We start from the raw sequence: 19,727 nt of genomic DNA, 5'->3' as shown, positions 1-19,727 counted from the left end.
AGCGCCATGCAATTCTCGGAATCCTGGCTTCGCACCTTCGCCAACCCTGAAAAGATCTCCACCGACGCGCTGTCGCACAGCCTGACTATGGCCGGGCTGGAAGTGGAAGAGGTGGGCCCGGTCGCGCCGCCGTTCGACAAGGTGGTGGTCGCGCACGTGCTGTCGACCGAGCGCCATCCCAATGCCGACCGCCTCAACGTGTGCCAGGTCGATGCCGGCACCGGCGAGACCCTGCAGATCGTCTGCGGTGCGCCCAACGTCAAGCCCGGCATCAAGGTGCCGTGCGCACTGGTCGGCGCGGTGCTGCCGCCGGCAGAGGACGGCGGCCAGCCGTTCGAGATCAAGGTCGGCAAGCTGCGTGGCGTGGAGAGCTACGGCATGCTGTGCTCGGCGCGCGAACTGAAGCTGTCCGAGGAGCACGGCGGCCTGCTGGTGCTGCCGGAAGACGCGCCAGTCGGCCAGAACATCCGCGAGTACCTGGACCTGGATGACCAGGTCTTCGTCATCAAGCTGACGCCCAACAAGGCGGACTGCCTGTCGATCCACGGCGTCGCGCGCGAAGTGTCGGCGCTGACCGGTGCCGCGCTGAACCTGCCCGACATGAAGCCGGTGCCGGTGACGATCCAGGACAAGCTGCCGGTAAAGGTGTCGGCGCCCGACCTGTGCGGCCGTTTCTCCGGCCGCGTCATCCGCGGCGTCAATGCGCGTGCCGTCACGCCGCTGTGGATGGTGCAGCGCCTGGAGCGCTCGGGCCAGCGCAGCGTGTCCGCGCTGGTCGATATCTCGAACTACGTGATGCTGGAGCTGGGCCGTCCGTCGCACGTGTTCGACCTGCACAAGATCCACGGTGGCCTGGACGTGCGCTGGGGCCGCAAGGGCGAGCAGATCAAGCTGCTGAACGGCAACACCATCGAGGTCGACGAACAGGTCGGCGTGATCGCCGACGAGAAGGAGATCGAGAGCCTGGCCGGCATCATGGGCGGCGACAGCACCGCCGTCACGCTGGACACCACCGACATCTACCTCGAAGCCGCATTCTGGTGGCCGGCCGCGATCCAGGGCCGCAGCCGCCGCTACAACTTCTCGACCGACGCCGGCCATCGCTTCGAGCGCGGCGTGGACTACGCCACCACGGTCGAGCATATCGAGCGCATCACCGCGCTGATCCTCGAGATCTGCGGCGGCCAGGCCGGCCCGGTGGACGACCACGTGGTCAAACTGCCCGTGCGCAAGCCGGTCAGCCTGCGCGTGGCGCGCGCCGAGCGCGTGCTCGGCATCGAGCTGTCGCCGGCCGCCATCGCCGACGTGTTCCAGCGCCTGCAGCTGCCGTTCACGCGCGTGCAAGGCGCCGAAGGCGACGTGTTCGAGGTCACGCCGCCGAGCTACCGCTTCGACGTCGAGATCGAGGAGGACCTGATCGAGGAAGTCGCGCGTATCTACGGCTTCGAGCGCATCCCGGCGCGTCCGCCGATCGCCGAAAGCGAAATGCGCCCGACCAACGAAGCCCGCCGCTCGACGCATGTGGTGCGCCACGCGCTGGCTGCGCGCGACTACCAGGAAGTCATCAACTTCGCCTTCGTCGAAGAGAAATGGGAACGCGACTTCGCCGCCAACGACAAGCCGATCCGCCTGCTCAACCCGATCGCCAGCCAGCTGGCCGTGATGCGTTCGTCGCTGGTCGGCGGCCTGGTCGACAAGGTGCGCTACAACCTGAACCGCAAGGCCGCGCGCGTGCGCATGTTCGAGGTGGGCCGTGTGTTCCATCGCGACGAGAACGTGCAGGACGGCGGCCTGACGGTGGCCGGCTACCACCAGCCGATGATGGCCGCGGGCATCGCCTACGGCCCGGCGTTTGAAGAGCAGTGGGGCATCGCCACGCGCAACGTCGACTTCTTCGACGTCAAGGGCGATGTCGAGGCACTGTTCCATCCGCGCGTGCCGCGCTTCGAGCCGGTGTCGTACCCGGCGCTGCATCCCGGCCGCGCCGCGCGCGTGCTGGTCGATGGCAAGCCGGTTGGCGTGGTCGGTGAACTGCATCCGCGCTGGTTGCAGGAATACGAGCTGCAGCACGCGCCGGTGCTGTTCGAACTGGAGCTCGACGCACTGCGCGAGACCGGCCTGCCCACGTACACCGAAATCTCCAAGTTCCCGGCCGCCGTGCGCGACCTGGCCGTGGTGGTGAAGCAATCGGTACGCGTGCAGGACATGCTCGACACCATGCGCGCGGCGCTGGAAAAGCAGGGCTATGGCCGCTTCTGCCAGAGCCTCGCGCTGTTCGACGAGTTCCGTCCCAAGGCCGCTTCGGCCGCCATCGGCGCGGACGAGAAAAGCCTTGCGTTCCGGGTGACCTTGCAAGATACTGGGTCGACCCTCCAGGACGAAACCGTCGACAGCGCAGTGCGCTCCATGGTCGACGCGCTGACAGAGGCCTTCCAGGCCCGGCTGCGTGGCTAGACTGACGCTACTAGCGACGGCTTACGATAAACAAGGGCGCCCGGGCCTTGCCCCGGGCGGATCGCCAGACAGACACTAGAGCGATCGACATGAATGATCGAGACGCGAATTCCATGACCGCTGCAGCACTGGGTGACATGAGCGACCGGCAGGCTTCCACCCTTGACGACGCGACGCCGGATACCCGCGCGCCCGAAGTTCCCACGCTGACCAAGGCCGAACTTGCCGAGATGCTGTTCGACCAGGTCGGCCTGAACAAGCGCGAATCGAAGGACATGGTCGAAGCTTTCTTCGACGTCATCCGCGAAGCGCTGGAGCAGGGCGACAGCGTCAAGCTGTCCGGCTTCGGCAATTTCCAGTTGCGTGACAAGCCGCAGCGTCCCGGCCGCAATCCCAAGACCGGTGAAGTGATTCCGATCACCGCGCGCCGGGTCGTGACGTTCCACGCCAGCCAGAAGCTCAAGGGCCTGGTGGAAGAGCGCGCGGACATCGCCGGCTGACGCTTCGCCACGTCACGCATCACCCGAAAGGCGGATTGCCTCCGCAGGCCTGCATCGGTATCCTTCTGGGCGCGCAAAACCCTGCGCGCCAACCTCATGGCCGGCATGGCCTGACGCTCGTCTACACACTGCATGTCGGACAAATCCAGCGAACGCATCGCGTTGCCGCCGATCCCGGCCAAGCGCTACTTCACCATCGGTGAGGTGAGCGAGCTTTGCGCCGTCAAGCCGCATGTCCTGCGCTACTGGGAGCAGGAGTTCACGCAGCTCAAGCCGGTCAAGCGCCGCGGCAACCGCCGCTACTACCAGCACCATGAGGTGCTGCTGATCCGGCGCATCCGCGAGCTGCTGTACGAGCAAGGCTTCACCATCAACGGCGCGCGCAACCGGCTCGACGAAGGCCGTCATCACACTGCCGCCGCGGCGGAACCCGCTGACGAACGCCGCGAGGAAAGCCCGGCAGCCTTGTCGATCGATGTAGCCGGTCTGCGCAACGAACTGGTCGAGGTGCAGCACCTGCTCGCGCAGCTGCGCGAGATCGCGAAGCCCGGATAATTTGTGCTTCCGGAGCTAGTCATACGGGAAATGCTTCTGATATAATCTTCTTCTTTCGGGGCGTAGCGCAGCCTGGTAGCGTACCTGCATGGGGTGCAGGTGGTCGGAGGTTCAAATCCTCTCGCCCCGACCAGAACAAGAAACCCGCTTGGTGAAAGCCAAGCGGGTTTTTTCTTGGCGCGCCATTGCCCGCAATGGGCGATTTCGTTTGCCATGGCTTGCATCGCATCGCCGTGCGTCCGCATCGGGGCACACGGATGTGACGAGGCGTAACGCTTTGACACAGCCGCTGGCAGCGGCTGTTGTTATGCTCGGTCATCCCCTGCGCAGGTCGTTCCCATGGTACGCAAACACCTTACCCCTATCGTCATCTTCTCCTGCCTGATTGGCTCACCGGTTTCCCATGCCGGCGGCGAGTACAAGGAGAAATTCCGCAGCGGCCCCTGCAAGATCGAGCGCGAGGTCAAGCGGGATGGCGAATACAAGGAAGAGCGCAAGTGCAAGGGCGGTCCGCGCGGCTATGAGCACAAGGAAAAGTATCGCGACGGTCCGTGCCTGATCGAGCGTAAATGGGATGAGGACGGAGAGTATGAAGAGAAGGTTGAATGCAAGCGTTCATGAACGCGACCTTCGCCGCAACCGTTTCCGCATTACGCGTGTAGTGAATGTTCTGGCTGCGGCCATGGCATGACCGGACGATGGCGTCCTTCCTGTTTTTAGTCCCGTTTTTAGTCCTGATTACGACGGAGGACGGATCGCGTCTTCTTGCGACGCAAACCGCTGGCGCCCGCCGGTGCCGCCTTCCGATTCGCTTGCTCACTCGGGCTCGGCGCGGTATGCGGACCAGTAGTAATGCGTGTACCGGCCATGGCGTGCCTGCTTCCTTTCGATAAACAGCCGCACGGTGCCGGCATGGCCGGCTTCGAGCAGCACTTCGCGGTGGGCGGGACCGTCGCGCGTGGCGGGGCCAAGCGTACCCAGCGCGGCGGCAATGTAGTGGCCGGGGATGCGGCCCAGGATGCCGTTGGCCCCGGGGACGGGGTAGCTGTCGGGTGCCGCTGCCGGCACGTGGCAGCGGGACGCGCGCTTGTTGTTGCCCATCGGTCAGGGCCTGCCAGGACTGATGCTGACGCCGTCCCGGGTCAGGTCCAGCAGCGGCAGGTGGCCGTAGGCGCGCAGCCGGCGGATATCCTCGCGCGCCGAGGCCGGCAGGCCGGGGCGGCAGGTCAGCGCGCGTGAGCTGATCTGGAAAATGCCGCAGCTGGGGCAGGTGTAGCGGTAGCTGCGCGGCGCGGCACGCAGGCGCTCGGCAGCGGCGCCGCAGACGGGGCAGTTGGCGGGTTCGGGTGACATAGGGCGCACAGAAGAAGTACTGTATGGATATACAGTATAGCGCTCTGTGCGGACTGTCGGAGGAAAAAGCGGTGGGCTACCCGGGTTCTTTGCCGATGGGCGCGCGCGGTGACGGCGTAGACTGGCGCCGCAGTGCTGACGGCCCGCCCGCACCCCGCCGCGGTGGGCTGTTTTTTTGCCGCGCGCTATCGCGAGAGCCGGCGCAGCAGGGCGTCGTGCCCGCTTGCCAGGCCCGCAAGCGCGGCTGCATCGGCCAGTTCGAACTCGCTGAACTGGAAGGCCGGCGCCACGGTGCAACCGACCAGCGCAAAGTCGACGCCGTCGCCAAGGTCCACGCGTTCCGCGGCGAACCATCGGCCCGCGGGCACCATCGCCTGGAATGACGCACCGTCGTGGCGCAACGGATCGCCGAGACGCTGCGTGACGATGCCGCCGTCGGCGATGCTGTGCACGTCTACCGGCGACCCGGCGTGGAAATGCCACAACTCGTCGGAACAGATGCGGTGCCATGCGGAAAAGTCGTTGCCGCACAGCATGTAGTAGATCGCGGTGCTGGCTTCGCGCGTACGCTGGTCGGCGCACACGACGCGTTTTTCGCTGCGGTAGGTTTCGCGGTAGAAGCCGCCTTCCGGGTGCGGCTTTAGTTCAAGCGTGCGGATCAGTTCGTTGGCGGCAAGGCTGCGGTCTGGCATGTCGGTGTCGGCAGGGCATGGCGGGCGGAAGCGATAGCTTAAAGCAGGGCGAAGCGTGCCTGCGCGGGGCCGACCAGCGCAGGGCGGCTGACCGGATAGCGGTGATGCGTGCCGTGCGCTTCGAACGAGAGAAAATCGGGCGTCCAGCGCAGCGACCGCAGCAGGTTGGGCTCGATGCCGTGGACGATGATGGCGCCGGCGTCAATGCTGACGCTGCCGCAGGGCAGGCGCAGGGATTCGGCATCGTCGCCGAAATAAAAGGCCTCGAGCAGGATGGAATCGGACTGGTACAGGGGCATTATGGCAAGGACCATGCGGCAGCGCGGCCAGATGCAGGACGCCTGCTGATTACTGTATGAATATACAGTATAGTCGCCGCCCGCGGTCTGGTCACGTTCCGAATTCTTATTTCAGCGCGCCGCGCGCCGCCACTGGCCTTCTTCCGGATTGGTATAACCTTCTGAAAGCAATACCGCGCACGCTGCCGGCGGTCTTGCGCGGGTGACAGGATGACCGGCAGGAGGCCGCTGACAGGGAATGCCGATGGCGCAGTGTAAAAGCAGGGCTTGCTGGTTTGGCCTGGGCGTGGCCATCGGTGCGGCGCTGGGCGGTGCCTGCGCGGCGTTGCTGCGGGCAAGTCCGGCGCGAGGCAGGCCGGAGCCGCGTGTGGACGCGCCGGTGGTGCCATCCAATGCCACCGCCGAGCGCGCGCTGACCGATGACGCGACCGACGTGGTCGAGTATCGCGGCTTTGTCATCCACGTGTTCTGCCACGCGCTGGGGCCGGGACGTTTCAAGGCGTTGTGCGATATTTGGGAGTCCGGCGCCGTCGTGCTGGAAGGCGGCGCGCCGCCGACCACGCACGCCACGCCGGAGGATGCCCGCGCCGCGGCGATTTCATGGGCGCGGCAGTGGGTGCAACGCAATGGTTGAGCGGGCCGCTATTGGGCCCTTAATTTTCAATTTTCAGGAGAGTTCATGTTTGTTTGTGGGAACCAGGCTTGCGGCGCGCGCTGGGAGCCGGACGAGGTGCAGATCCGCAACGAAGGGCAGGGGCCGGTATTCCGCTGCCCGCAATGCGGCGCCCGCAACTATGTCGAAGCCCGCACCGCGCGTGACGGCACCACGGTCTATCGGCAGGTAGCCGCGAAGCCGGCAGCGCGCTAGCCGTATCGGCGCGGCGAGCCTGTGCAGAACCCCACGCATGTGGGGTCAAATTCACATGGCTGCCGACTTAAGCTCCATTGGGCGAGACCGTTAAACACAAAATGGACTTTGCCGACTTCCCTCAAGATTCCGCTTCCAATGCTGAACGCATGGGCTGGGCGAACGCTTCCCCGGAAGTCATCGCCAAGGTATTGAATTCGGCGCTGGCGGCGCAGGACCTGTCCGGGTTTGCCGCGCTGCTGTCGGATATTGCGCGCGACCGCGGCCTGAAGGGGCAGCGCGCCGCGCACCAGTCGATCTACGACATGCCTTACGCCAGCCTGCTGCCCCGGCAGAAGCACCTGTTGTCAGATGCCTTCGAGCTGCTGGTGCTGCTCGGGCTGGAGCTGCGCGCCCGCCGGGACGATGACGGTCTCGACACCGACCTCGACGGCGATGACGACAGCGGCGACGAAGGCAGCGCGGACGAATAAGCGCGCCTCGCCCGCGCCACGCATGGCGCGCTAGCCGCGCTCGAGCATCCCGATCTCGCGCACCGCGACCGACAGCATCGACAGTCCCGCCGCACCCGATGCGCGCTGGTCGGCCAGCATGCGCGTAAAGCGTTCCAGCGCGCCATGGCGGCTGGCACGCCAGGCATCGATCATCGCTTCCGGCGATTCCAGTTCTCCCTGCTGCGACAGCACGCTGACCGTCAGCGCACGCTTGAGCCGGCCCAGGTCTTCGAGCGTGGAGGTGCGCGCCAGCAGGTCCCAGTGCGTGTCAGAAGGCAGCGCCAGCGCACGCTCGCGCAGCCAGCTGAAGCTCAGGTGGCTGTCCAGCGCGAAATACACGCCCGCAACCAGGTCGAGGCTGCGCTCGCACGCGTTGGCCACTTCGGCGATATCCAACGCCGCCGCCGAGATCTCGCTGCCGGCAACGCGCAAGGCGAGCGCCTCGTCGACACCTGCATCGGAAAAGGTCCTGGCATGCTCCGCCAGCGCCGCCGCATCGGCGGGCGGCAGCAGCTGGGGCAACTGCGGCACCAGCCACTGCGCCGCCTGCGTAAAGCGCGCCAGCTCGGCGCTGGCCTGGCCGCCGCTGCGTAGATAGCGGATAAACCACAGGCAGGCCCGCTCCAGCAGCACCGCCACCTGGCCGAACATGCGTGCCTGCTCGGCATCGGGCACGCGGTTGTCCAGCGCATCGATCTCCTGCCACAGCGCGGTCAGCCCGAACACGTCGCGCGCAATCAGGCAGGCGCGCACGATGTCGGCGGGGCGCGCGTCGGTTTCTTCCATGATCCGGTGCACGAAGGTAGCGCCGATGCGGTTGACCAGCATGTTGGTCAGGTGCGTCGACAGGATCTCGCGCCGCAGCGGGTGGCGATGCATGGTATCGCCATGGCGCTGGCGCAGCGGCACCGGGAAGTAATCGGCCAGCAGGCCGCCGACCAGCGGGTCTTCGGGCACGTCGGAATCGAGCAGCGCGTCGTACAGCCACATCTTGCTGTAGGCCAGCAGCACCGCGCGCTCGGGCGACGTGAGCCCTTCGCCCGCCAGCTTGCGCTCGGCGATCTCTTCGTCCGAAGGCAGGAATTCCAGCGCCCGGTTCAGCCGGCCGGCGCGCTCCAGCCAGCGCACCAGCCGCGCCTCGCCGTCGAGCAGCGCCGTGGCGTGGCGCCCGGCCACCGACAGCGCCTGGGTCTGGTAGTAGTTGTCCTGCAGCACCAGCAGGCCGACCTCGTCGGTCATCTCGGCGAGCAGCTTGTTGCGCTGCTTCTCGGTCATCTCGCCGTCGGCCATCACCAGGCCCAGCAGGATCTTGATATTGACCTCATGGTCGGAGCAGTCCACGCCGGCGGAGTTGTCGATGGCATCGGTGTTGATGCGGCCGCCCTTGCGCGCGAACTCGATGCGGCCCAGCTGGGTGAAACCCAGGTTGCCGCCTTCGCCGACCACCTTGCAGCGCAGTTCATTGCCATTGACGCGCACCGCGTCGTTGGTACGGTCGCCGGCCTGCAGATGCGTTTCCTGGCTCGACTTGACGTAAGTGCCAATGCCGCCGTTGTAGAGCAGGTCGACCGGCGCCATCAGGATGGCGTGGATCAGCTCGGCCGGCGACAGCGCGCTGGCCGTGACGCCGAGCACCGCCTGCACCTGCGGCGTCAGCGCGATGGTCTTGGCGGTGCGCGGGAAGATGCCGCCGCCGGCGGAGATCAGCGTGGCGTCGTAGTCGGCCCAGCTCGAGCGCGGCAGACTGAACAGCCGCGTGCGTTCCTCCAGCGTGCGCGCGGGATCCGGGTCGGGGTCAAGGAAGATGTGACGGTGGTCGAAGGCGGCTACCAGCTTGATATGCGGCGACAGCAGCATGCCGTTGCCGAACACGTCGCCCGACATGTCGCCGACGCCGGCGACGGTGAAGTCGGTGGTCTGGATATCGACGCCCATCTCGCGGAAATGCCGCTTGACCGATTCCCACGCTCCGCGCGCGGTGATGCCCATCTTCTTGTGGTCGTAACCGACCGAGCCGCCGGAGGCAAAGGCATCGTCGAGCCAGAAGCCATACTCGGCGGAAATCGCATTGGCGAAGTCGGAGAACGTGGCGGTGCCCTTGTCGGCCGCCACCACCAGGTAGGGATCGTTGTCGTCGTGCCGCACCACGTCGGGCGGCGGCACCAGCTGCCCGCCGACAAGGTTGTCGGTCAGGTCCAGCAGCCCGCGCAGGAAAGTCTGGTAGCAGGCGATGCCTTCCTGCAGGAAGGCATCGCGGTCGGTCGGCGGCGGCGGGCGCTTGACCACGAAGCCGCCCTTGGAGCCTACCGGCACGATCACCGTGTTCTTCACCATCTGCGCCTTCATCAGCCCCAGCACCTCGGTGCGGAAGTCTTCGCGGCGGTCGGACCAGCGCAGCCCGCCGCGCGCCACGCGGCCGCCGCGCAGGTGCACACCCTCGACCCGCGGCGAATAGACCCAGATCTCGAACATCGGCCGCGGCTCGGGCAGCCCCGGCACCAGCGCCGGGTTGAACTTGAACGACACGTAGGGACGCGGCTGGCCGTCGTCGCTGCGGTGGAAGTAGTTGGTGCGCACCGTGGCCTGGATCACGCCCAGGAAGAGCCGCAGGATGCGGTCCTCGTCGAGGTTGGGCACCTTGTCGAGCGCGGCCTCGATCTCGGCCAGCAGCTTGTCGCAGCGTGCCTGGCGCGCGGTATCGGCAGCCACCTGGCTCACGGTGTCGAAGCGCGCGATGAACAGCGCGACCAGCATCGCCGCGATGCCCGCATTGCCGGTCAGCGCGCGTTCGATATAGGCATCGCTGAAGGTCGAGCCCACCTGGCGCAAATAGCGTGCATAGGCCCGCAGGATGGTGACGTCGCGCGCGGCCATCTCGGCGCGCAGCACCAGCCGGTTGAGGTCGTCGTTCTCGATCTCGCCATGCCAGGCGCGCGCAAAGGCGTCTTCGAACAGCGCCTTGACGCGCGCGATATCGAAGTCCGCCGCGCCGCCGCTGTCGGCGATCTCCAGCCCGAAATCATGCACCCACACCGGCGCGCCGCTGTCGGGCTCGATCAGGTAGGGGCGCTCTTCGTCCACCCGCACGCCCAGGTGTTCGAGCATGGGCAGGCTGTGCGACAGCGCGATCGGCTCGCCGGCGCGGTAGACCTTGAAGCGGAACGCGCCCGGCGCGGCCTCGATCGGCCGGTACAGGTTCATGGCCATGCCGCGCGCGCTGTGGTGGGCGCGCAGCGCGTGCTCCATCAGCTCGATGTCGCGCACCGCGGTCCGGGCGGGGTAGTCTTCGCGGTAGCCCGCGGGGAACGAGCCGCCGTAGCGCTGCAGCAGCCGGTTGCCTTGTTCTTCGCCGTGGCTCTCGTGCAGCGCTTCGGCAAGGTCGTCCTGCCAGCGGCGGCTGGCATGGACGATGCGCTGTTCCAGTTCGGCGGTATCGACATGCGGCATCGTGCCCGGCTCGCCGCGCACGGTCAGCTGGATGCGTGCCAGCGGCGATTCCGACAGCAGCGGCGTGAATTCGCAACTGGTGCCGTGGAAGGCCGCGGTCAGAAGCTTCTGGATCTTCTGGCGCAGGTCGGTGTTGTACTTGTCGCGCGGCACGAACACCAGGCACGAGACAAAGCGGTCGAAACGGTCGCGCCGCACGAACAGCCGCGTGCGCTGGTGCTCCTGCAGCCGCAGGATGCCGGTGGTAATGCTGAACAGTTCGTCTTCGCTCGCCTGGAACAGTTCGTCGCGCGGATATTGCTCGAGGATCGTGACCAGCGACTTGTACAGGTGACCCTTGGTGAGGAAGCCGGCGCGCGCCAGGATATTGGCGCACTTGCGCCGCACCAGCGGGATCTCGGCGATCGGCGCCGTGTACGCGGTCGAGGTGTACAGGCCCACGAAGCGGCGCTCGCCAAATAGCTGGCCCTGTGCATCCAGCAGCTTGACACCGATATAGTCGAGATAGCCCGGCCGGTGCACGCTGGCGCGCGAGTTGGCCTTGGTGACGAAGATCGGCGAGGGGCCTTCGATGATGGCGGTGGCCGCGGCGGGCAGTGGCGTCAGGTCATCGGCGTCCGGCTCGCGCAGGCTCTCGCGCAGGATGCCCGCGCCCGAGCCCGGTACGCCGCGCAGGAAATAGCGCCCTTCCTGCGCCACCAGCTGGTAGTCGCGCTGGCCGAGGAAGGTGAAATGGTCGTCCATCATCCATTCCAGGAAGGCGCGGGCCTCGGTGCTGTCAGGGGAGGCGGCGTCAGGCGCCTGCGCCAGTGCGGCGATGGTGGCCTGGGTGATGTCGCACATCGCCGGCCAGTCTTCGACCGCGGCGCGCACGTCGCCCAGCACGCGCGCGATGCCGCTGCGCAGCGCTTCCAGCCGCGCGGCCTCGCCGCTGCGGTCGACCTCGAAGTGGATGAAGGATTCCAGGCGCGAATTGTCGCCGGGCTCGCCGGCGCCGCCCAGTGCGATGCGCTCGATCCCGCCGGCGGCGCTGCGCCAGACGCGGAACACCGGGTGGATGGCCGAATGCAACGCCAATCCTTGCCGGTTGATCTCCATGGTCACTGAGTCGACCAGGAAGGGCATGTCGTCGTTGACGATCTCGACCACGGTATGGTCGGAGTGCCAGCCATGCTCTTCCAGCGTGGGGTTGTAGATGCGGATGCGCGCGCTGCCGGGGACGAACTTCTGCGCGGTCTGCCAGTGCGCCATCACGGCGCCATACAGGTCGGCGACTTCGCAGTGCAGCAGGTCGTCGAGGTCAGCCTGGTCGTAGTAGTGCCGCAGGAAGGGCTCGGCGGCGCTGAAGGTGGCCGCCGGCAGCCGCTCCCGCGCAAAGGCAAGCAGTTCGTCCAGCAGGTGCGCGACTTTGTCTTCGTTCTCCTGCGGCATGATCTCTCCTCGCGGTATCGATAGACGACGCGGCTCGCGCGGCCCGCGCGGCAATTCGCCGCCCGGTCGGGCATGTGCCGGGGCATGCTCATACTTTAGGAAAAATCAGCGCACCTGGCGGGATAAAGTCGCGAAGAAAGCGAACGATCCGGACAGTGCGGCCGGCCCGCCTGCAGAAGGGGCGGCAACCGGCCTGGCTACGCGCCTCAGAAGCGCGCGCTGGCGAGGGTGGGACAAGAGGCCGGGCGATGCGCGACCGGGGGCAGTCCCGTGCAGGAGGCGCAGGGCGCCGGCGCGCCGCCCTGCGGGGCAATCCCGCCGGCAGTAGCGCCGGTACCGCCTGCACTCGCCAGCCTGTCCTGGCGAGCGGCTTCGCCGCCCACCCGGATCTGGCGCATGGTGTGGTCGTTCAGCCGGAGCTTCATCCGTTCCAGCAGGCTGCCCAGCGCCACGCGCTCCTGGGGGTTGAACGGTGCCACCGACACGCTGTGCAGCGCGCTGAGCGCCTGCGAAACGCGTTCGAGGCGGCTCGCGGCGGTGTCGGCGATGGACGGCGTGGTGGCTTCGGCATGCTCGATCCAGCCGTCGCGACGCAGTTCATGCAGCAGCAGTTCGGACTGCGGAACGTCGATCGGCATGGCGCCCGGCAACGGGGCGCCGCGCACGAAGTCGCCGCGCTTGATCGCGCGCAGCAACAGCCATTTGGCGTAAGTCAGGCCAGAGGCGGAGAGGGTCTGTTCCAGGGCGTCTTGCCAGGCGGTGACGGCGTCGACCAGTGCAAGGACGACCGGCTCGTTGGGTTCGAGAGGTCTGGGCTGCATGAATGGCGTCTCCTGATTTTAAATTTGCCGCCACTACGATGCTGCAGGCACCCGTCACGCTGGTGCAACGGGTTGATGGGCCGAGCATGGCCGGCCCGGGCGGCACGGTTGCTGGACCTCTCTGGCGGGCCCCTTCAACCGATAGGGCGAGACAGTACCAGAAACTTTTGCCATTTTTGTGACATTGCGGGTATGCCCTGAGACTCTGGCTGCCGTTAGTGGAGCGAAGGTCGCTGGCACTGCCGCCGCCTATGAGGAAAGCGACTGCTGCCCATGACTTTAAATCACAGCCGGAATGGGGGCGGCTGGCTACACTGCGAGCCGGAGACCCCACAACGCCAGCCTTCGGCAAACAAGGCGCGGGGCGAGCGGCATGGGCAAGGGCCTGCGCCGCCAGACCGGAGATATGGATGTACAAGGAACGCATTCGCCTGGCCAGGCTGCATGACAAGGTAGTCTCGGCCGACGAAGCCGCCGCGCTGATCCGCGACGGCATGACCGTAGGCATGAGCGGTTTCACCCGCGCGGGCGACTGCAAGGAAGTCCCGTTCGCGCTGGCGCGGCGTGCGGCGACCGAGCCACTGCGCATTACCCTGATGACCGGCGCCTCGCTCGGCAACGACATCGACCGCGTGCTGGCCGAGGCCGACGTGATCGCGCGCCGGCTGCCGTTCCAGTCCGATGCCACGCTGCGCCGCAAGATCAACGCCGGCGAAGTGATGTTCATCGACCAGCACCTGTCCGAAACCGTCGAGCAGCTGCGTTCCGGCCAGATCGCGCCGGTGGACGTGGCGGTGGTCGAGGCTGTCGCGATCACCGAGCAGGGCGGCATCATCCCCAGCACCTCGGTGGGCAATTCGGCCAGCTTTGCCATGCTGGCGCGCAAGGTGATTGTCGAAATCAACATGAACATGCCGCTGGAGCTGGAGGGGCTGCACGACATCTATTTCCCGGTCCACCGCCCGTACCGGCAGCCGATCCCGCTGATCGCGCCGGAACAGCGCATCGGACTGCCGTATATCCCGATCGATCCGGCAAAGATTGCCGCCATCGTCATCACCGCCAAGGACGACAGCCCCTCCAATGCGCTGCCTCCGGACGACGAGACGCGCAGCATCGCCGGCCACCTCAATGACTTCCTGCTGCGCGAAGTGCGCGCGGGCAAGCTGTCGCCGTCGCTGCAGCCGCTGCAGGCCGGCATCGGCACCATTGCCAACGCCGTGCTGCACGGGCTGGTCGACTCGCCGTTCCGCGACCTGAAGATGTATTCCGAGGTGCTGCAGGACAGCACCATCGAGTTGCTCGATGCGGGCCGGCTGTCGTTCGCCTCGGCATCGTCGGTGACGCTGACGCGCGAGGTCTACCAGCGCTTTCTGTCGAACCTGGACCGCTACCGCTCGCGGCTGCTGCTGCGCCCGCAGGAGATCAGCAACCATCCAGAGATCCTGCGCCGGCTGGGGCTGATCACCATCAACACCGCGCTGGAGTGCGACATCTACGGCAACGTCAATTCCACGCACGTGGGCGGCACGCACATGATGAACGGCATCGGTGGCTCCGGCGACTTTGCGCGCAATGCGCACCTGTCGGTGTTCGTGACCAAGTCGGTGGCCAAGGGCGGCGATGTCTCCAGCATCGTGCCGATGGTGGCGCACGTGGACCACACCGAGCACGACGTCGACATCATCGTCACCGAGCATGGCCTGGCCGACCTGCGCGGCCTGGCGCCGCGCGAGCGCGCGCACACCGTCATCGCCAATTGCGCCGACCCGCAATACCGCGAATTGCTGGGCGATTATTTCCGCCGCGCCGGCGCCCACGGTGGCCACACGCCTCACTTGCTGGAAGAGGCGCTGTCCTGGCACGTCGGCTTCCGCGATCGCGGCACGATGCAGCCCCCACAGCCGGCGCAGGCGCTGGCTGCCTGAAACGCGTACGCAACAATGCAAACAGCCCGCCGAAGCGGGCTGTCTTGCCTGGGCGGTGCGGGCTTATTGGGCCTTGTCGCCCTGGCTGGCGGGCGCCTTGGCGCCATCGGTGTACGGATCGTACTTGCCGGTCTTGGCACCGTCGGTGTACGGATCGGGCTTGCCAGCCTTGGCACCGTCGGTGTACGGATCGTACTTGCCGGCCTTGGCGCCGTCGGTGTTCGGGTCGAACTTCTTGCCCGAGTTGGTCAGGTCGGAGCGCGTCGACTGCTTGGCGCCATCGGTGTAGGGATCGAACTTGCCCGACTTCGCCGGGTTCTGGTTCGGGCTGGCCTGCTTCTTGGTGTGGCTGCCGCCGTAGAGGTCGCCGCCCTCGGTGTAGTTCTTCTGCGCATAAACCTGCGTCGCACCCACAGCGGCGAATGCTGCAACGATCAGGGTCGAAACGGTCTTCTTCAGCATCTCTTTATCCTCGCGATATCGGCATCGCAGCGCCTGCGCGATGACGGGTTGGGGCCGAGCGTGGTCCGGCATGCGGCCGGCCGTGTGGCGGATCACCCAGCTAATGTACCGAGTTGGCGCGTGTCCGCAAAGTGAAAGTTTCTTCTATGGATATTGAAACGCTTGGGCGGAGGTTGCGTCCTGTCCAGGATCAAGATTCGGCTCCGAGAACAGAAATTTCCCATGGGAGAGTGATGTAATCGGCACGTTTTGTGGCGTCCAGACGAAAAAACGGCTGCCATGTGGCAGCCGTTCGATGTCCTCTTTGACACTAAGGCCGGTTATTCCAGCGTGATGTTCTGGTCATGCGCAATCTTCTTGCGCAGGTCCAGTTCGCGCTTGATCTGCGCGGCGTACTGGGCCGAGGTGTTGCCGTCGGTGTAGGCGCCGCTTTCAGCCAGGCGGCGCTTGACGTTCGGGTCCTGCAGTGCCTTGACCGCGGCATCGTGCACGCGCGTGATGATGGCAGCGGGCGTGCCGGTCGGGGCGACCAGGCCATACCAGGCCATGTTGTTCATGTCCTTCATGCCGGCTTCGGCAAAGGTCGGCACATCGGGCAGGCCCTCGACGCGCTTGGGTGCCGCCACTGCCAGCGCACGCAGCTTGCCGGCCTGGATATGCGGCATCGACGACGGCAGGTTGTCAAACTGCGCGTTGACCTGGCCGGCCAGCGTGTCGTTCAGCGCCGGGCCCGATCCGCGGTAGGGGATATGGACCATGTCGGTCTTGGTGATGTCCTTGAACAGCTCGCCATCCAGATGCGAGATGCTGCCCTTGCCGGCGGACGCGTAGCTGTACTTGCCCGGGTTGGCCTTCAGCAGTGCGACGAATTCCTTCAGCGTCTTGGCCGGCACCTTCGGGTTCACCGTCAGCACGTTGGGCACGTTGACCAGGTTGGTAATCGGCGCGAAATCCTTGAGCGGGTCGTACGGATTCTTGGGATTGGTGGCTGGGTTGGTCGCCATGGTACTGACCGTGGCGATGCCCAGGGTGTAGCCATCCGGCGCGGACTTGGCCAGCGCGTCGGCGCCGATCGCGCCACCGCCGCCGCCGCGGTTTTCCACCACCACCGGCTGGCCCAGCTCGCGGCCCAGGCCGTCGGAGACCGCGCGCGCGACGATATCGGTGGTGCCGCCGGCCGCGAACGGGACGATCAGGCGGATCGGCTTGGTGGGGTAGGACTGCGCCTGGGCAAAGCCGGCACAGGCCAGGCCGATGGCTGCGAGGCAGGCGGCTGCGCCTGCATTGTTGACTGCTTTCAAGGATGCCTCCGTTCTTCTTTCACTGATTGCTTGCCAGGCGGGCTGCAGGCGTTTCTATCGGGCGCCACCATCGTGCGCCCCGCGCCGTCAGTCTTCCCGCGCCGGCTGACCCGGCCGCGCCGGGGTGCGGCAGCGGCCTGCGCGTTGCGGTTCCGCGATACGGAACCAAGTTCCACACTGTGCGCGGAAGCGATTCAACCGGGAAAGCGCGTGGAAAGGAATTGGTGACAACCCGCGTATCAAGAAAACGGCGGTCGTGCCGTGCTGCCTGGCAGCGGCTTGCGCAGGAGAGGGGAGCGAGGGAAGGGCGAGCGGGAATGAGAACGGAAACGAAGGCGGAAATGAAAAAAGCCGGAAGCAAGCTTCCGGCTTTTCCTGAATTCGCTGGTGGGGCGTGAGTGACTCGAACACTCGACCTACGGATTAAGAGTCCGCTGCTCTACCAACTGAGCTAACGCCCCAACGAAGAAGAAGATTGTAGCAAGGTATCGGATACTGCGCAATACCCTTTCGCCATTTTCCGCGAAGGGGACGGCCGCGGGGCTCGCGCCCGCCGCTACAATTCGGCACCCCCCGATACACCCTGACACGGCCAGCCCATGCACGCCAGAGTCCTGCGCTATCTCGACGAGGTTGTCCGCCGCGGTTCGATCCGCAAGGCGGCCGAGCACCTGCACGTGGCGCCGACGGCCGTGAACCGGCAGATCCTTGACCTGGAAGCCGAGCTGGGCGCGCCGCTGTTCGAGCGCATCAACAAGCGGCTGCGCCTGACGCCGCTGGGCGAGATGGTGCTGGCCCACGTCCGCCAGACGCTGCGCGAGCATGACGCGCTGCGCGAACGTATCGAGGAATTCAAGGGCGCTCGCCGCGGCGAGGTCACCGTGGCGGTCACCGCGGGACTGGCCGGCTCGCTGATGCCGTCGCTGGTGCATGACTTCCGCCAGCGCTATCCGGGCATCGTGGTGCGGGTGAATGACCTGCCGGTTGCCGATATCGTCGCGGCGGTCGAGCAAGGCGATGCCGATCTCGGGCTTGGCTACGATCTGCCGGAGCTGCCCGCCTTTCGCACGCTGGCCAGCAGCGACTGGCAGATCGGCGCGGTGGTGCCGCCGGGCCATGCGCTGGCGGCGCAGCCGTCCGTGCTGCTGAGCGAATGCGTCGGCTATCCGCTGATCCTGCCGGCGCCGTCGCTATCGATCCGCGCCCTGCTGGACGCGGCCTTCTCGCGCAATGCCATCGAAGTTTCGCCGGTGGCGGAATCGACCTCGACCGTGCTGATCCGCCAGCTGGTCATGCTGGGCACTGGCGTGGCGCTGCTGAACCCGCTCGACGTGATGGAAGAGCGCGCGCGGCAGGCGCTGGTGTACGTGCCGCTGCGCGACCGCCACCTGCAGGGGCAGACGCTAACGCTGGTGGCGCGTGCCCGCGGCACCCTCAGCGCGGCCGCGGAGCTGATGGCCGAACGCATCGGCGATGCACTGGCCACGTTGTTCGCCCAGGCCCGCTAGGCGGGGTAGGGTGGATGTCCACTTTTTGTGGACACAGTGCTCGGAATTCAATGCTTAGGCGCGAGCACGCCTTCGCCTTAGACTGGCGGCATCCGTCCCCGAGAACCTAAGGAATGCCGCCATGACCCTGATTGCCCTGAACGCCGACGTACTCGTCACCATGGACGCGCAGCGCCGCGAGATCCGCGACGGCGCGCTGGTCGCCGAAGGCCCGGCGGTGCAATGGGTCGGTCCGACCGCCGGGCTGCCGCCGCAATACCGCCGCATGGTCGACGATGGCAGCGCGCAGGTGCTCGATATGCGCGGCCGCGTGGTGACACCGGGCCTGGTCAACACGCACCACCACATGTACCAGAGCCTGACGCGCGCCGTGCCCGCCGCGCAGGATGCCGAGCTGTTCTCGTGGCTGACCAACCTGTACATGCTGTGGTCGCACCTGACGCCGGAAATGATTGCCGTGTCGACCAGGACCGCGATGGCCGAGCTGATGCAGTCCGGCTGCACCACCACCAGCGATCACCTCTACCTGTTTCCCAACGGCTCGCGCCTGGACGATTCGATCGCCGCCGCGCAGGAGATGGGCATGCGCTTCCACGCCGCGCGCGGCTCGATGAGCGTGGGCCGCAGCAAGGGCGGCCTGCCGCCCGACGTGGTGGTCGAAGATGAAGCCGCGATCCTGCGCGACAGCCAGCGGCTGGTCGAGCAGTACCACGACAGCGCGCGCCACGCGATGCTGCGCGTGGTGCTGGCGCCTTGCTCGCCGTTCTCGGTGTCGCGCGACCTGATGCGCGAGTCGGCCGTGATGGCGCGCCACTATGGCGTGTCGCTGCACACCCACCTGGCCGAGAATGACAACGACATCGCATACTCGCGCGAGAAATTCGGCCTGACGCCGGCGCAGTATGCCGAAGACCTGGGCTGGATCGGTCACGATGTCTGGCATGCGCACTGCGTGAAGCTCGACGACGAAGGCATTGCGCTGTTCGCGCGTACCGGCACCGGCGTGGCGCATTGCCCGTGCTCGAACATGCGGCTGGCATCCGGCATCGCGCCGGTGCGGGCGATGCGCGATGCGGGCGTGCCGGTCGGGCTGGGTGTCGACGGCAGCGCGTCGAACGACGGCGCGCACATGCTGGGTGAAGCGCGCCAGGCCATGCTGCTGCAGCGTGTCGGCTACGGCCCGGCCGCGATGAGCGCGCGCGAGGCGCTGGAGATCGCCACGCTGGGCGGCGCACGCGTGCTCAACCGCGACGATATCGGCGCGCTCGCGCCGGGCATGTCGGCGGACTTTGTTGCCTTCGATATGTCGGGGGTGGGCTTCGCCGGCGGCGGCCACGACCTGGTTGCGTCGCTGGTGTTCTGCACGCCGGCCAATGTCGCGGCGAGCGTGATCAACGGGCGCGAAGTGGTGCGCGACGGCGTGCTGCTGACGGCGGACCTGGCCAACGTGCTGACGCGGCATCGCGCACTGGCGCACACGCTGTTCGAGCGCGCCAGCGTCGGCGCGTGAGCGCGGGGAGGTGAACTGCCGCAGGCGTGCACTGCCTGCGGCATTTTCGAGAAAACCCGGAACGGAAAGCAGCAGCGGAAAAAGCAAAAGGCCGGAAGCATCGC

18 protein-coding genes and 2 tRNA genes are annotated in these 19,727 nt (G+C 66.7%); 11 read left to right on the top strand and 9 right to left on the bottom strand.

What is annotated here, in order from left to right; genetic code table 11:
- Positions 1–6: 6 nt before the first annotated feature.
- The 5 genes from pheT to ACAD63_RS15250 all read left to right on the top strand — a co-directional run bounded on the left by pheT (position 7) and on the right by ACAD63_RS15250 (position 4,130).
- Positions 7–2,454 (top strand): phenylalanine--tRNA ligase subunit beta, encoded by a 2,448-nt coding sequence (pheT, locus tag ACAD63_RS15270; RefSeq protein WP_434032924.1) that lies wholly within the window; start codon positions 7–9, stop codon positions 2,452–2,454.
- An 89-nt stretch (positions 2,455–2,543) separates the two neighbouring features.
- Positions 2,544–2,954, top strand: a complete 411-nt coding sequence (locus tag ACAD63_RS15265) for an integration host factor subunit alpha (RefSeq protein ID WP_063238522.1) — start codon at positions 2,544–2,546, stop codon at positions 2,952–2,954.
- A gap of 132 nt (positions 2,955–3,086) precedes the next feature.
- Positions 3,087–3,509, top strand: coding sequence for a MerR family transcriptional regulator (locus ACAD63_RS15260; protein WP_133097442.1), 423 nt, complete (start codon positions 3,087–3,089; stop codon positions 3,507–3,509).
- A 56-nt stretch (positions 3,510–3,565) separates the two neighbouring features.
- Positions 3,566–3,642: transfer RNA gene (locus ACAD63_RS15255), tRNA-Pro, on the top strand.
- A gap of 206 nt (positions 3,643–3,848) precedes the next feature.
- Positions 3,849–4,130, top strand: coding sequence for a hypothetical protein (locus tag ACAD63_RS15250; RefSeq protein WP_243737041.1), 282 nt, complete (start codon positions 3,849–3,851; stop codon positions 4,128–4,130).
- Positions 4,131–4,325: 195 nt separating this feature from the next.
- Here the strand turns inward: ACAD63_RS15250 and ACAD63_RS15245 are convergent, their stop codons facing one another.
- From ACAD63_RS15245 to ACAD63_RS15230, 4 genes are all read right to left on the bottom strand, one after another.
- Positions 4,326–4,610, bottom strand: coding sequence for a hypothetical protein (locus ACAD63_RS15245; protein WP_133097441.1), 285 nt, complete (start codon positions 4,608–4,610; stop codon positions 4,326–4,328).
- Between the two features lie 3 nt (positions 4,611–4,613).
- Complete coding sequence (locus ACAD63_RS15240; protein WP_133097440.1) at positions 4,614–4,862, bottom strand: hypothetical protein; 249 nt, start codon at positions 4,860–4,862, stop codon at positions 4,614–4,616.
- 185 nt (positions 4,863–5,047) lie between these two features.
- Positions 5,048–5,554, bottom strand: coding sequence for a cupin domain-containing protein (locus tag ACAD63_RS15235; RefSeq protein ID WP_135704992.1), 507 nt, complete (start codon positions 5,552–5,554; stop codon positions 5,048–5,050).
- Between the two features lie 38 nt (positions 5,555–5,592).
- The gene (locus tag ACAD63_RS15230) at positions 5,593–5,868 is read right to left on the bottom strand and encodes a hypothetical protein (RefSeq protein ID WP_434032923.1); all 276 of its coding nucleotides are present in this window, start codon (positions 5,866–5,868) and stop codon (positions 5,593–5,595) included.
- A 229-nt stretch (positions 5,869–6,097) separates the two neighbouring features.
- On the opposite strand from ACAD63_RS15230, the gene ACAD63_RS15225 reads away from it, so the two are divergent.
- The 3 genes from ACAD63_RS15225 to ACAD63_RS15215 all read left to right on the top strand — a co-directional run bounded on the left by ACAD63_RS15225 (position 6,098) and on the right by ACAD63_RS15215 (position 7,194).
- Positions 6,098–6,487 (top strand): hypothetical protein, encoded by a 390-nt coding sequence (locus ACAD63_RS15225; RefSeq protein WP_434032922.1) that lies wholly within the window; start codon positions 6,098–6,100, stop codon positions 6,485–6,487.
- A 45-nt stretch (positions 6,488–6,532) separates the two neighbouring features.
- Positions 6,533–6,721, top strand: a complete 189-nt coding sequence (locus tag ACAD63_RS15220; protein WP_133097437.1) for a hypothetical protein — start codon at positions 6,533–6,535, stop codon at positions 6,719–6,721.
- A gap of 101 nt (positions 6,722–6,822) precedes the next feature.
- Complete coding sequence (locus tag ACAD63_RS15215; RefSeq protein WP_133097436.1) at positions 6,823–7,194, top strand: hypothetical protein; 372 nt, start codon at positions 6,823–6,825, stop codon at positions 7,192–7,194.
- 30 nt (positions 7,195–7,224) lie between these two features.
- On the opposite strand, the gene ACAD63_RS15210 is transcribed toward ACAD63_RS15215, so the two are convergent.
- Together ACAD63_RS15210 and ACAD63_RS15205 are read right to left on the bottom strand one after the other, a co-directional pair.
- Entirely contained in the window at positions 7,225–12,093 is a 4,869-nt protein-coding gene (locus ACAD63_RS15210) for an NAD-glutamate dehydrogenase (RefSeq protein WP_434032921.1), read from the bottom strand.
- Between the two features lie 206 nt (positions 12,094–12,299).
- Positions 12,300–12,914 (bottom strand): MarR family transcriptional regulator, encoded by a 615-nt coding sequence (locus tag ACAD63_RS15205; RefSeq protein ID WP_195429548.1) that lies wholly within the window; start codon positions 12,912–12,914, stop codon positions 12,300–12,302.
- A 410-nt stretch (positions 12,915–13,324) separates the two neighbouring features.
- Here ACAD63_RS15205 and ACAD63_RS15200 point away from each other — a divergent pair, with 410 nt between their 5' ends.
- On the top strand, positions 13,325–14,842 hold the full coding sequence (locus ACAD63_RS15200) for an acetyl-CoA hydrolase/transferase family protein (RefSeq protein ID WP_135704995.1): 1,518 nt from the start codon (positions 13,325–13,327) through the stop codon (positions 14,840–14,842).
- A 63-nt stretch (positions 14,843–14,905) separates the two neighbouring features.
- Here ACAD63_RS15200 and ACAD63_RS15195 read toward each other — a convergent pair whose 3' ends face one another.
- From ACAD63_RS15195 to ACAD63_RS15185, 3 genes are all read right to left on the bottom strand, one after another.
- Positions 14,906–15,304, bottom strand: a complete 399-nt coding sequence (locus ACAD63_RS15195; protein ID WP_133097432.1) for a hypothetical protein — start codon at positions 15,302–15,304, stop codon at positions 14,906–14,908.
- Between the two features lie 320 nt (positions 15,305–15,624).
- Positions 15,625–16,605 carry a tripartite tricarboxylate transporter substrate binding protein BugE gene (locus tag ACAD63_RS15190; protein WP_135704996.1) on the bottom strand — a complete coding sequence of 327 codons (981 nt, stop codon included), beginning with the start codon at positions 16,603–16,605 and terminating at the stop codon, positions 15,625–15,627.
- A gap of 385 nt (positions 16,606–16,990) precedes the next feature.
- Positions 16,991–17,066 (bottom strand) — tRNA-Lys (locus tag ACAD63_RS15185).
- A 138-nt stretch (positions 17,067–17,204) separates the two neighbouring features.
- Between ACAD63_RS15185 and ACAD63_RS15180 the strand changes: the two genes are divergently transcribed.
- Positions 17,205–18,113, top strand: a complete 909-nt coding sequence (locus ACAD63_RS15180) for a LysR substrate-binding domain-containing protein (RefSeq protein ID WP_133097430.1) — start codon at positions 17,205–17,207, stop codon at positions 18,111–18,113.
- Positions 18,114–18,234: 121 nt separating this feature from the next.
- Entirely contained in the window at positions 18,235–19,623 is a 1,389-nt protein-coding gene (locus ACAD63_RS15175) for an 8-oxoguanine deaminase (RefSeq protein WP_434032920.1), read from the top strand.
- Positions 19,624–19,727 lie beyond the last annotated feature (104 nt).

Origin of the sequence: Cupriavidus sp. a3 (assembly GCF_051015765.1) — a bacterium.
Taxonomy (GTDB): Bacteria; Pseudomonadota; Gammaproteobacteria; order Burkholderiales; family Burkholderiaceae; genus Cupriavidus; species Cupriavidus oxalaticus_A.
This window is presented reverse-complemented; position numbering and strand designations above follow the sequence as displayed.